Source organism: Erythrobacter sp. THAF29, assembly GCF_009363635.1.
Taxonomy (GTDB): domain Bacteria; phylum Pseudomonadota; class Alphaproteobacteria; order Sphingomonadales; family Sphingomonadaceae; genus Erythrobacter.
The window spans coordinates 1,645,926-1,659,459 of sequence record NZ_CP045392.1; the positions used below are offsets into that span (position 1 = coordinate 1,645,926).

Below are 13,534 nucleotides of genomic sequence, written 5' to 3' on the forward strand. Positions count from 1 at the left end.
TGACCAAGCGTGAGAGAGGGGAGGGAGCCGGTGGCTTGTCGGGCCATGCACCGTCGCGTGGCTTTTCAATCCATCAGGAGACAATCCATGATCCAGTCTATTCCTTTGAAAAAGCTCGTCCCAAGCCCGCGGAATGTTCGCAAGTCGAGCGACGTACTTGCCGACCTGCAGCTGCGGGCGGACATTGCCGCCCGCGGACTCTTGCAGAACCTCGTCGTGCGAAAAGCAAAGCGCGGCAAGTTCGAAGTCGAGGCCGGTGGTCGCCGTCTGGCTCAGCTCCAGGCGCTGGCCGAGGAGGGCTCTCTTCCCAAGAATCACGAAGTCACTTGTCTCGTCATCGAAGGCGAGGAAAGCGAAGTACGCGAAGCAAGCCTCGCCGAGAACTTCCAGCGCCTCGCAATGAACCCGGCCGACGAGGCACAGGCTTTTGCTGCGATCATCGAGGCGGGAGCCAGTACCGAAGACGTTGCCCGCCGGTTCGGTCTCACGGCCCGCTTTGTCGAGGGTCGTCTGCGTCTGGCAGGCCTCGCACCTTGTGTCTTTGAAGCGCTCGCCGAAGGCGCAATCACGCTCGACATGGCCAAGGCCTATGGGGCAATCTCAGACATCGATCGTCAGGCGCACGTCTTTGCCGAACTGAAGGATGCCTGGTACCAGGTCACGCCAGACACAATCCGGCGCATGGTGCTTGATGCCACTGTTCGTGGCTCCGATCCGCGCGCGGTTCTGGTCGGGCGCGATGCCTACCTTGCTGCAGGCGGCCGGATCGAACGCGAACTGTTCGACGACGAAGCCAGCGAGAGCTGGATCGATGTCGCGCTTCTCGAAGACCTTGCCCAGAAAGCGATGGATGATGCTGCGAAGAAGGTCGCGGAAGAACACGGTCTTGCCTGGGTGCGACCCACGCTTGGCAACTATGTCAGCCACGATCTCATCGAGGGCCTCAATCGGCTCCCATGCGAACCGGCTCCGCTAACCGAAGACGAGGCTCGTGAGCTCAGCGACCTTGAAGCCGACTACGATCGGACGGCCGCCATCCTTGAGGATGAGGACAGCGACGAAAGCGAGATCGCCAAGGCGGAAGAGGAACTGGTCTCGATCGACAGCGCGATGCGCGATCTCAACGATCGTCCGCCGGTGCTTGCCGACGAGCTGAAGTCGGAGGCTGGAGCGTTCCTCGTGCTCTCTCGCAATGGCGAACCGGCATTGGTGCCGCAATTCTACACCGAAGTTGAAGTCGTCAACGCTGACGACGGAGCAGTCGAACCGGTGGATGCTGGCGCTGATACCAAGCGCAAGAGCGGTGCGCTTTCGCAGCGACTGCTCGACGAGCTCGCGATGCAGCGCCGCGATATCCTGGCGATCCACTTGGCCAATGATCCTGCGCTTGCGCTCGACTTCATGGTCTTCACGCTCGCCGATGCCGATGGGCATGACTGGCGCGCGAAGAAGGCATCGACGCTGGTCGGCTCGGTAGCATCGGGACCGGTGGTCGGCTTCGAGGCGAAGGACGCCCCAGCAAGCGCTGCGCTCGCCGAATTTGTCGCTTCGCTCGACGAAAGCTGGCGCGCCGGCGAGACCGATGTCGAACGGTTCGAACGCTTCCGCGCATTGAGCGATGAAGCACGTTCGGCCTGGCTCGGTCATGTCGTATCCCGCACGCTGGTCGCGAGCCTTGCGTGTGAAGGCGATCGCTCGGCGCCGCTGCATGAAATCCTCGGGTCGCTGCTCGAGATCGAGACCGCGCACTGGTGGCGGCCGACGGCGGCGAACTTATTCGATCGTGTGGCCAAGGCGCGTACACTCGAAGCGCTCGATGCAGCAGGCGGCCCCGAACTCGTCAGTCGCTATGCAGGTTCGAAGAAAGCAGAGTTGGCGAGCGCAGCCGAGCGCATCTTCTCCGGCAATTTCATCGGCGAGGCGGATGTGAAAACGCGAGCGGGAGCGTGGGTGCCCGAGATCATGCGCTTCGGTCCGCCTGAGGAGCCGGTCGAGGATGAAACAGTGGACCCGGCCGAGGACGAGACCGCGAACGAAATTGCCGAGCCGGCTGCCTGACCCCTCCTGACAGGTCCAGGTTACTCGGCGGGCGGTCCGTCCCTCTCGGGACGGGCCGCCTTTTTCATGTCCAGGTCTGGGCCGATGGCGGACTGTCGGCAATTGACAGATGAGGAGCAAAAAAGCAGTCGTACTGTTTCCTAGCTAATAGTAGAAACGCCACCAACCACAGCTTCTTCGGTGCCTGTACCTGAGTTGACCCTCAACAACAGCGGCATGTTCGGGCTGATTAAGGAATCGTCGGTAGACATGTTGTCCCGGAGGAAGCGCGATAAGATTGGCGAAACTATTTTGCGCGCCGCTGCCAAAAAAATTGGGATGGTATCGGCGATGAGCTCGAGATCGAACTATGGGGCGAAATCTACAAGTGTAGAATTCGTGACACGTGGAATGTTGGAGAGGAACTGTCTCTTCGCGTCGAGATTGGGAAACACGACCCGCTGGTTTCTGGCTTCTACTATGAAAAAGGCGACCAAATTCAGACCTCGACCCGACAGGAAAACGCGCAATCGCAGAAAAGTTCACCTGGCGAACAGAATGCTCCTATCATCAGAACCTATGCAATTTGTCGGTCTCGGCTCTTCCAGTATTTCGCGCGCACGTCCTTGCGGATGACCTTGCCGACCACGCTGGTGGGAAGTTCATCGACGAACGCAACCGTTTTCGGAGCTTTGACCGATCCGATCTGTTCTTTCACATGGGCGACAAGCGCCTGCTCTTCGACTTCTTCCTGCCCGTTAAGCAGGACCTCGGCATGAATTGCTTCGCCCCAATCCTCATGCGGGATGCCGACGACTGCCGACATGGTAACGCCGGGATAGGAATTGATCGCAGCTTCGACTTCGGTCGCATAGACATTGAAGCCGCCAGTGATGATCATGTCCTTCTTGCGGTCGACCAGATAGCAATAGCCCGCCTCGTCAACATAGCCGACATCACCCGATTTCCAGTAGCCGTCGATGAATTCTTCGGCGGTCTTTTCCGGATTGCCTTCATAGCCCTGACAGGTGCCGCGCGACCGAATGTAGAATTCGCCAACTTCACCTCGCGGGACGGGATTGCCATCATCATCGCAAATGGTCAGTTCGATCCCATTGTTACGTCGTCCGGCTGATGCCAATCGCTTGTCGTCCCCCTCATGCTTTTCTTTGCCAAGATAGAGCGCAACCGCGAGATGTTCGGTTGAACCATAGGCTTGTATGAAAACCGGGCCAAACCGGGCAACAAGCTGTTTCGCCTTGGACGGGCTCATCGGGGCGGCACCGTAAAACACTGTTTTTAGCGTCGAGAGATCAAATTTCTCCGCCTCCGGCATTTCCAGAAGGCGATATGCCAATGTGGGAACGACGAACGCGTGGGTGATCCGTTCCTGCTCCACATATTGGCACCATAGCTCGAGACTGGGCTCGTTCATCGTCACGGTGCAACCACCGAGCAGCATGGTCGGCTGGACCAGCATGCCACTGCCATGACTGATCGGCGCGATATGAAGCGTCCGCGTTTCTTCGGAGAAATCCGACCCCGGCAGCACCTGATAGCTTTCACTACAGGCGAGTATGTTGTCGGCGGTATAGCGCGCGCATTTGCTGTCGCCGGTTGTGCCCCCGGTAAAACGCATCAAAATGATATGCGAGTGTCTGTCGATCTCGATATCGGGATTGTCGCTCGAAGCTGCATCCAGCAATGCGGGCATTTCCAGCACACCTTCGCGGGCATTTTCCTGCGGATCCATGCAGACGACCTGAATGCCAAGTTCGGCCAGCGGGCCAGCATGGCTTTCGATCAGTGAATTCTCGATCAGCGCGGCTTTGGGTTTGACGGTCTCGATTTGGCTCAAATGCGTGTCGAGACTATCCCGAAAATTGCCATGGCAGCAAGTAGGCAGCGCCTTGGCTGCAGTCGCCCAGTGAAACAGCGAGAGATTATCATTATCGAGAAAGCAGACATAGCGATCCCCCGCCCCCAGCCCCAGCGGGCCGTGCAGAACATGGGCGAAGCGGTTGGTCAGTTCATGATAGTCGCGGAATGTCAGGCGACGATTGCGCTCGATATTCACAATCGCCTCGCGATCACCGAATGACTCGACCAGACCCTGCATGATCCGGCTGTAGTTGAAGGGGTTTGGCACCTGTTCCTGATCACCCGATGCAGTTGCTTGCGAGCCCATATTCCTGTCCCTTCTCAAATCGGGCGCGACCGTTATCGGTAGCCCTATTTTGCTTTCAACCGGGTGGCAGCATCCAACCGGATTGTTTCTCCATTAAGATACGCATTCTCAACAATATAACGGCATGTATGCGCAAATTCGCGCATGTCACCCATTCTCCTGGGAGCCTCAATCGTTTCAACCAGAGAGGAAACCACTTTCTCACCCAGCCCCATCACCAGCGGAGTGCCAAAGAGGCCCGGTGCGATGGCATTGACCCGAATCCCCAGCACGCCCAACTCGCGCGCGGCCGGAATGTTGAGGCCAATCACGCCTGCCTTGGACGCTGAATAGCCCGATTGGCCGATCTGCCCTTCATAGGCCGCACCCGATGACACATTGACAACAACACCGCGCTCTTCACCATTTTCAGGTTCATTGCGCGCCATCACCGCCACACATTTGCTCATGACGTTGAACAGACCGATCAGGTTCACGTTAACAACTTTGGCAAATTTGGCGAGGTTCGCCGCATTGCCCTCGCGGTCGAGAATTTTTGTCGGCGCAGGTATACCGGCCGCGTTTACGTTGACGTGGATGGCACCGAAATGCGCTGCGGTCGCATCCACCGCACGCGTCACTAGTCCTTCATCAGTCACATCGACTGCATGAAATACCGCATTGTCAGCCCCCAACTCTCCGACAAGCGCGGAGCCTGCCTCTTCATTGAGATCAAACAGCGATACCTTCGCCCCGTGCTCGACAAAATAGCGAGCAGCCGCAGCGCCCAGACCAGACGCGCCACCAGTGATAACAGCTACTTTTCCCGCGAACTGCATATAGCGAATTCCTCCATTTGCGGTTCTCCGCTGCTGCCAGCAGCAGACAATCCGCATCGGCTTTGCCCGTTGGAACCGCCCCCCACAACAAGTATGGGAGACGGTTCAGGGAGAAGCTCAGAAGTTAATTTTACCTTCGAAACCGATTACACGCGGCTCCTCGATCCAGCCGACATAGACGCCCGGGCTAAGCGGTGCGTCAACGCTCGCAGTGTAGGTAGCCTTGTTGGTCAGGTTCCGGCCAAATACGCGCAGTTCAAAGCGGTCAAATTCGACCCCGATATGCGCGTCGATCTTGGCGTAACCACTCTGGTAAGCGTTGGGATCAAGGTCAGTATCCAGGAACATTTCATCCTTGAAGTTCACTGTGACCCGCGAAGACAGCGTGAAACTGTCAAAATCACGAGTGTAGTCGAGATAGGCATTCCCGCTCCATTCCGGTGCAAAGGAGCCACGCTGACCGGACAGATCCTTGGTACCCGGACCGCCTGAGTTCGGACAGGTCGCCAGGTTTAGTTCAAGAACCGAACAACCTGCTGTCGGGAAGGATTGGAATTCATGGTCGAGATAGGCAATCGCACCGCCAAGTTCCAGATCATCAGTAATCAGTAGCTGTCCGTCGACCTCGACGCCCTGCACCCGCAGCTCCGCTGCGTTGCCGACCACAAAGGCCGTGCCATTGAACGACGTTACCTGAAGGTTTTCAAAGTCACTCCGGAACACGATAAAGCCAAGCCGTGCGCTATTGCCAAACTCATGCTTGATGCCGAATTCCCAAGCCTGAACACCTTCATCCTCAAACTCGTGGCCGGGCAGTGGATTGCCAGCCACATCGGCTGATTCAGGACCAAAGTTGTAGCCACCTGATTTGTAGCCTTCCGAATAGGAGATATATGCAGACCCATAGGGGCTGTATTTCCAGCGCAGCTTGACCGAAGGATCAAGATGATCTTCCGAGCGTGAATCGTTCAGAATGTGTGCAAATCGGCCCAAAAGCCCGGCGAAGGTCGCAGCAGCATTTGCACCATCGGCTCCACCGGCGGCAGCCGCTGCTCCAACATAGGTCGGAAGATCGGGTGATCCGATAGTGTCTTCCGGCTGGACCAGAATCTGAAAGTTGTTGGTATCCCCTGTACCAATCGCCACTCGTTTCTGGACATCTTTTTCATCGTGCGAATAGCGGAAACCAACTTCAAGCGTCAGCGTATCCGACAGATCAATCGAAGCCTCACCGAATGCCGCAATCGTCTCGGCATTCTGGTCAAAATTCGTGAACTGACCTGCACGCAGCAAACCCCCGGGAAGAATCGAGGCAGGCAATACGCCAAAGTCGCCATTGAAAAGCGTAATCGCGTTCAGATTCAGATCTTGCTTCTCGTAGTAGACGCCTCCGAGGAAGTTGACCGGTCCGTCGAAGTCGGTCGCAAAACGCAACTCCTGACTGAACATATCCAACTCTTCCTGATCGCGATTCTGGATGAAATCGACAGGAAGGAAGTCCACATCATGATTCTGCAGGAACTTGAAATTGGAGAGGCCTGTAACCGAAGTTAGCGTAACCGGCCCAAGCTCCCAGTCCATTTTCAACGACCCGCTGATCGATTCAAGCTCTTCTCGATCTCCGCCCGGAGCCATACTCAGATTCCCGATGGAATTGATGTAGCGGCGACCAGCCGTCGCAGGAGCAAAATCGGGGTCGACCAAACCCGACAGCGCCAGAGTGTTAGGCGTAGGAAGTGCGGGATCAACGGCAAAGATAGTCGCCTCTTTACCCACACCGTCCATTTCGGAGTAGGACACCTTCGCCTCGATATTGAAGTTGGAAGCGGGCTCCGCAACCAGCGTCAAACGGGCGAGGATGTCCTCACGATCAGCCTCATCACGATCAAACAAACTGCTGGTCACATAACCATCAGTTGATGTGTAACGTCCGGCGAGACGAATGGCCGCCGAGTCTCCCAACCCTGCAGAAACAGCTCCGGTATAGCGCTGCGAATTAAACTCCGGCTCCCACGCAACTCCGACAAAACCTTCAATGTCGGTGCCAATCTCCGGATTTGTGGTTTCGACCTTAACAGCACCCGCAACGGTGTTTTTACCGAACAAAAGCCCCTGCGGACCGCGCAGAACTTCAGCCTGCTGCAAGTCAAACAGTGACTGGGTAAACTGACGGCTACGTGGTTGGTAAATGCCATCAACATACATACCGACCGACTGCTCAAAGCCCTTGTTGATGCCCGAGCCAACACCGCGAATAAATACGTTACTGGTCTGCGCTGCACGACCGACTTGCAGGCCGGGAACACGCGCTGAAAGCTGCTCAAGACCGGTGACACCCTGACTTTCAAGCTCTGCGCCACCGATGGCTGTAACGGCCACCGGGGCATTGGTCAGCGTCTCGTCCCTTTTACGTGCGGTAACGACGATCTCGCCCAGACCACCACTCTCTTCGGCGGCTTCCGTGTTATCCTGCGCCACTGCCGGCTGCGCTGCCAGCATGGACATCGGAATGGCTACCGAACCCAGAAGCAGCGTTTTGCGATTGATCGACGACATTGATGTTCTCCCTGGAAATCTCAAATTTCTGACTCTTCACTGATGACAAAAAACTGTCACAGTCCCACAAGCGGTTTAGAAGATTGCCGGGAGAATGCGCGCAGGAACGCCTGTCACACTGCGCCAACCTGCCGTCTTTTCTCGCGCAGAACGGGTGAAATCGGCCCAAACGGGTCGCGGGCCTCCGGTGAAGATTTGGGCTAGCGAGATGTTGCCGGGTTGCTTTATAGTGGCATGACCCCCACCAGATATCGGGCCGCAGACAACTTCGGTTGTTTGACAAGTGAAGCTCCGGAAAGGGAGCAGGGAGAGACTGGCTTTGGACGATGATCTTGAACTGCAAGGCGCAGAACCGTCAGTCATTGCCAGCTGGCTGATCCACCTTGTTGCCATCATCGAGGAATTCGGTCTTGAAAGTGAGATCGAGGCGATTCTGGACGAGGCCGGCATTGATCCGGAATTGCTCAATGACCCGGGCGCACGCGTTCCTTCGGAGAAAATGAGCCGGTTCTATTCGATTGTAGGCCGGGTGACGGATGACGCAGCAATCGGGTTGCGGCTTGCCGAACGGCTCACCCCGGGCTCCATGCATGCGCTGGGCTATTCGCTCTTTGCCAGCCGTACCCTGCTCAGCTTCTTCAACCGCTGCGCCCGCTTTTTCCGCCTGATATCCCACGCCGCCGATGCCAGCATCGAATTGCGCGATGACAGGCTGGTCTATGTTTTGAAGCTGCGCGAGGATATGCCTGCGTTGAGGCAGGACGCCTTTATTGCAACCGTGCTGCGTTTTGCGCGCATGGTCTATCGCTCCAGCTTTACACCCATGCTGGTAAGAATGCGCCGACCGGAACCAAAAGAAACCTCCGCCCAGTTCGATGACTTCTTTTGCTGTCCGATTGAATATGGTTGCGATCAACTGGAAATGCATGTTTCCAAGGCCGATTACGAACAGGCCCTTCGCGGGGCCAATTCGGAAATTGTCCGCCATCATGACCAGATCGCGATGGAATATATCGCCCGCTTCGATGACCAGCAGATCATTCCGCGCATCCAGTCCACCATTGTCAGAATGCTGCCGGATGGTGATGTGTCGGTAGAGGCCGTGGCCGCCGATCTGGGAATGAGCAACCGCAATCTGCAGCGCCAGCTTCAGAATGAAGGCACTACCTTTAACGGCGTGCTTGATGATATACGCCGATATCTTGCAATTCGGTACCTGCGCGCCGGGCGGCATTCGATCAAGGAGATATCCTATCTTCTGGGATATATTGATCCCAGCAATTTTTCGCGTGCTTTCCGGCGGTTGGCGGGCCAGTCACCGCATGAGTTTCTCGACAAAACGGAGGTACGGGCCAAATAGCTGCGCCGCTACCAGGCCCGACGCCCCATTGACGCGTTTTTGGCGTGCAATGGCAAGTCAAGCGCATATCAAAAAGGCGAACACATACTATTGTCGGTGTCGGACAGTGCAATCCAGAGGCACATGTTCCGTTTGGACAAAACCCGGAAATATACGATGACGAACTATGAGACGATATCATTTGAAACCGGCAATGCGGTGGCATCCATTACGCTGAACCGGCCGGAGGCAATGAATTCCATATCGGCAAAGATGGTGGAGGAGCTTTCCAACGCCATTTCCATTGTTGCCGGGGATGATGATCTGCGCGCGCTGATAGTCACGGGCACGGGCCGCGCCTTTTGCTGCGGGGCTGACCTCAAGGGTGTTCTGGCCGAAACTCAAACGGGCAAGACCGAGGGCTTTACCGGCTTCTTGGAGGCAATTCAGGATGTGCTTATCCAGTTGCGCGAATTGCCAAAACCAACCATTGCCGCGCTGAACGGTATGACGCTGGCGGGCGGGCTGGAAATGGCGATTGCCTGCGATATTGTGCTGGCCGCCCGCAGCGCACGGATCGGTGACAGCCACTCCAATTTTGGCGTCTTGCCCGGGGGTGGCGGCGGAACAATCTTGCCGCGTTTCATTGGTGAGAAGAAAGCCAACCTGCTGCTTTTCTCTGGCGATAATTGGCCTGCAGAAGAGTTCGAGAAGATGGGCTTTGTCAGCGCGGTGCATGATGATGATGCGCTGCTGGACGAGGCGCGAAAGCTGGCCGAAAAACTGGCCCAGAAGAGCCCGCTGGTTCTCGCCCGGATGAAGGAGATGGTCGATCAGGGCGCCCGGCTCGACACGCGCGACGCGCTCGCGCTGGAAAGCCGTTTGCTCGACGAGCACGCCCAATCTGCAGATTTTCTCGAAGGTCTTTCAGCCTTCGCTGAAAAGCGCGCACCCAAATACACAGGCACATAACAACCTGATCGCAGGCTTACAGGAAGGGAATCCCGACCATGGAAAAGACATATATCGTCGGCGTGGGCATGACGAAATTCGGGCGACATCCCGACCGCGAAATTGCGCATCTTCTTGATGAGGCGATTGCCCATGCAGTGAAGGATGCAGGCGCGGCCAACAGTGATATTGACGCAATCTATCATTCCAGCTCGACGCAGGGTTTCCTGCAAGGGCAGACTTTCATCCCCGGACAGGTCGCGCTTGGCCAGATCGGGTTCTCTGGAACGCCAGTCTTCAATATCGAAAACGCCTGCGCCTCCAGCTCAAGCGCGTTTCATCTCGCTGCTCAGGGTGTAGCCTCGGGCATGCATGATATTGTCATGGCGGCAGGCGTTGAAAAAATGAACATCCCTGACAAGGCCAAGATGTTCGCTGTCTTTGACGGTGCGTGGGATGTCGCGACACCGGAAGAGAATACGCAGCGTCTGGTCAGTCTGGGTGAAGGCATGGACAAGCCGGAAGGTTCAGAATCGCCAAATCCCTATAGCGTATTCATGTCAGTCTATGCCGCCTTCGGCCTCAATCACATGAAGCGCAACGGAACGACCCAACGCCAGATTGCGGCGATTGCGGCGAAGAACCATCAACATTCTGTGCACAACCCCCTGTCGCAATATCAGCAACCCTATTCGATTGAGGAAGTGCTTGCCGCTCCGCCAATCACCTATCCGCTGACGCTGCCCATGTGTGCGCCGATTTCGGATGGTGCTGCGGCGACCATCATCTGCAACGAGGATGGTCTTAAAAAGCTGGGCGGAGACAAATCGCGCGCAGTCGAGATTCTCGCCAGCGTAACGATGAGCGGCAATCCCGAACGAACGGCAGATGAGCCGGAAAATCACATGGCGTGCCTCGCCGCGCAGAAAGCCTATGACAAGGCCGGACGCTCTCCTGCGGATATGGATGTCGCAGAGGTGCATGATGCAACGGCGATTGGCGAGCTTATGCATGCGGAAAATCTGATGCTGGTCCCGATGGGTGAAGCCGGCCCGGCTGCCGAACGCGGAGACTTCACAGTCGGCGGACGCATTCCAATCAACCCGTCTGGCGGGCTGGAATCAAAAGGTCACCCGATCGGGGCAACCGGCCTTGGTCAGATTCATGAGCTGGCTACACAATTACGTGGCGAAGCCGGTGCGCGTCAGGTCGAAGGCGCGCGTCACGCTGTGCACGAAAACAGTGGTGGTCTGGTTGGCATCGAGGAAGGTGTCGCAGTGGTCAACATTTTTGGAAAGGCAGAAGGATAATGAGCAATATCAACTTCCTGTTCAACGAAGACGAGCGGATGGCGATTGACGGTCTGCGGCGTTATCTGGACGAGCAACTCGAACCGGAGCTGCAAAAGCTTGGCGACACATTCTACCCCAAGGAAAAGATGGTTGAATGGGCCGGGCATCTGACCCAGTTCGGCATGATCAATGCCCCGCAACCGACCGAACATGGCGGTCTTGGCATGTCCTGGCGGTTGCATGTGCAACTGATCGAGGAACTGGCCTATAGCTCCGCTGATCTGACAGTCGCCATGCTGGTCAATGCTGCGGCAACATCCATGGTGTTGAAACTGGGTTCAGATGAGCTGCGCGAACGCTATGGCGAACCGCTGTTGAACGGCAAGATTTATGCGGCAGTGGGTATCTCGGAACCCGGCATCGGCTCTGATGTTTCGGGCGTGACGACCCGCGCGGTTCGGGATGACGATGATTGGGTAATCAGCGGTGAGAAAACTTGGATCACCAATGGCGAATATTCCGATATTTTCATCTGCACCTGCCGCACCGATGACAATCAACTCACCCATATTCTGCTCGACCGGAACGAGCACCCCTATGAGGTGCGCGGCATCCCCAAAATGGCCCTCAATGGCCAATCGACCTCACAAGTCTTTATGGACGGGGTGCGCGTTCCGGTAAGCAATACTGTCGGCGACATTGGCGATGGCCTCAAGAACACGCTGACCTTGTTCGAACGCGCGCGCATCCATGTTGGCGCCTGGGGTTACGGCATTGCCAGACGCGCTTTGGCGGAATCGATCAAATATTCGCAGGAACGCGAACAGCACAGCAAGGTTATCGCCGGGCATCAGCTGATCGCTGACAAGATCGCGACCATGGCCACCCGGATTGACGCCGCACGGCTGCTGGCGTTGCGGGCTGCCTCCATGATCGACGCAGGTGAACGCTGCGACGTGGAATGCGCGATGGCCAAATGGTATGGTACCGAAATCGCCGTCGATGCGACGCGGCAGGCGGTTCAGATCCATGGCGGGAATGGCGTGACCAAGGAATTCATCGTCGAACGGCTTGCACGTGAAGCGATGATTACGCCGATCCCCGATGGCACAACGGAGATCCAGAAACTGCTGATCGCGCGCGGTTTGACTGGTGTTTCCGCCTTCAAGTGATCAAGTAGTGACCGAGCAACAAAGGCCGCTTGCCGGAATCCGCATTGTCGAGATCGAAGGGATCGGTCCTGCTCCCTTTTGCGGGATGCATCTCGCCGATATGGGTGCAGATGTCATTCTGGTCGAGCGCAAGGAGAAGAGCAGCGATCCGGGCACGACTATGCCGGTTGGCATACTCAAGCGCGGCAAACGCTCTATCGCGCTTGATCTGAAGGATGATGGCGACAAGGCAATTCTGCTTGATCTGGTCGCCAGCGCCGATGCTCTGATCGAAGGGATGCGCCCCGGCGTGATGGAGCGGCTGGGGCTGGGGCCTGATATATGTCAGAAACGCAATCCTGCGCTTGTCTATGGCCGCATCACCGGCTGGGGACAAGACGGGCCTCTGTCGCAAGCGGCGGGTCACGATATCAACTATGTCGCGCTGTCATCGGCTGGCTGGTATGCCGGGACTGCTGATGGAACTCCACTCCCTCCGCCCGCCATGGTGGGTGATCTGGGTGGCGGCGCCAACTATCTGACCATCGGCGTGCTCGCCGGAATTGTCCGGGCCAAAGCAAGCGGTAAAGGCGACATTGTCGATGCCGCGATTGTCGATGGTTCGGCCCACATGATGAACCTGATCTTCGATCTGATGCCCAAGGGGCTGATGAAGGAAGAGCGCGGGGTCAGCGCGCTGGACGGCGCGCCCTGGTATGGCACCTATCGCTGTGCTGATGGCACGCATATCACAGTGGGTAGCCTGGAGCCGAAATTCTATGCCGAATTGCTGGAGCGGCTTGGCCTGTCAGACAATCCGCTATTCGCCAACCAGTTTGATCCGAAATTCTGGCCCGAACAGGCCAAACATCTTGCTGAGCTATTCGCTTCCCAGCCAAGCGCATATTGGTGCACCTTGCTGGAAGGAAGCGATGCCTGCTTTGCGCCAGTGTTGAGTCCGTCAAGCGCCAAAGAGCATCCGCACAATCAGGCGCGCGGAATTTTTGATGAAAGCAAGGGCTATCTGCAAGCCGGTTCAGCACCACGATTTGCCTCTTCTTCTCCCCTCTCCATCTCGCCTGCCCCGGGCCATGGCGAGCATGACGATGAAATCCTCCAAGAGTTGAAAAACACCAAGAGACGGTGAGTTGGCGCATTGGGCATGGTCTTGCAGATTGCAATTGCCGTGTTTTATCTGTCTC

The 13,534-nt window shown here is 56.8% G+C and carries 8 protein-coding genes and 1 pseudogene; 6 read left to right on the forward strand and 3 right to left on the reverse strand.

Translation table 11 applies throughout. The features are described 5' to 3' along the window. Positions 1 to 87: 87 nt before the first annotated feature. Positions 88 to 372: pseudogene (locus tag FIU90_RS15845) on the forward strand (ParB/Srx family N-terminal domain-containing protein); the annotation flags it as partial. Positions 373 to 2,614: 2,242 nt separating this feature from the next. Here the strand turns inward: FIU90_RS15845 and FIU90_RS08020 are convergent. The 3 genes from FIU90_RS08020 to FIU90_RS08030 form a co-directional block, all read right to left on the reverse strand. Continuing rightward, on the reverse strand, positions 2,615 to 4,225 hold the full coding sequence (locus tag FIU90_RS08020) for a class I adenylate-forming enzyme family protein (RefSeq protein ID WP_199799323.1): 1,611 nt from the start codon (positions 4,223 to 4,225) through the stop codon (positions 2,615 to 2,617). 44 nt (positions 4,226 to 4,269) lie between these two features. Then, a complete protein-coding gene (locus tag FIU90_RS08025) occupies positions 4,270 to 5,043 on the reverse strand; it encodes an SDR family NAD(P)-dependent oxidoreductase (protein ID WP_152434304.1) in 774 nt (257 codons plus the stop codon). 117 nt (positions 5,044 to 5,160) lie between these two features. After that, the gene (locus tag FIU90_RS08030; protein ID WP_152434305.1) at positions 5,161 to 7,599 is read right to left on the reverse strand and encodes a TonB-dependent receptor; all 2,439 of its coding nucleotides are present in this window, start codon (positions 7,597 to 7,599) and stop codon (positions 5,161 to 5,163) included. A 319-nt stretch (positions 7,600 to 7,918) separates the two neighbouring features. Here FIU90_RS08030 and FIU90_RS08035 point away from each other — a divergent pair, with 319 nt between their 5' ends. From FIU90_RS08035 to FIU90_RS08055, 5 genes are all read left to right on the forward strand, one after another. Beyond that, positions 7,919 to 8,959 (forward strand): AraC family transcriptional regulator, encoded by a 1,041-nt coding sequence (locus tag FIU90_RS08035; protein ID WP_172970220.1) that lies wholly within the window; start codon positions 7,919 to 7,921, stop codon positions 8,957 to 8,959. A 156-nt stretch (positions 8,960 to 9,115) separates the two neighbouring features. Further along, positions 9,116 to 9,910: an enoyl-CoA hydratase/isomerase family protein gene (locus tag FIU90_RS08040; protein ID WP_152434307.1), complete on the forward strand. Its 795-nt coding sequence runs from the start codon at positions 9,116 to 9,118 to the stop codon at positions 9,908 to 9,910. Positions 9,911 to 9,948: 38 nt separating this feature from the next. Further along, positions 9,949 to 11,199: a thiolase family protein gene (locus FIU90_RS08045; RefSeq protein ID WP_152434308.1), complete on the forward strand. Its 1,251-nt coding sequence runs from the start codon at positions 9,949 to 9,951 to the stop codon at positions 11,197 to 11,199. Next, on the forward strand, positions 11,199 to 12,353 hold the full coding sequence (locus FIU90_RS08050; protein ID WP_234029453.1) for an acyl-CoA dehydrogenase family protein: 1,155 nt from the start codon (positions 11,199 to 11,201) through the stop codon (positions 12,351 to 12,353). Before FIU90_RS08045 ends, FIU90_RS08050 begins: the two co-directional genes overlap by 1 nt. A gap of 7 nt (positions 12,354 to 12,360) precedes the next feature. Next, complete coding sequence (locus FIU90_RS08055; protein ID WP_152434309.1) at positions 12,361 to 13,479, forward strand: CaiB/BaiF CoA-transferase family protein; 1,119 nt, start codon at positions 12,361 to 12,363, stop codon at positions 13,477 to 13,479. Positions 13,480 to 13,534: the final 55 nt, after the last annotated feature.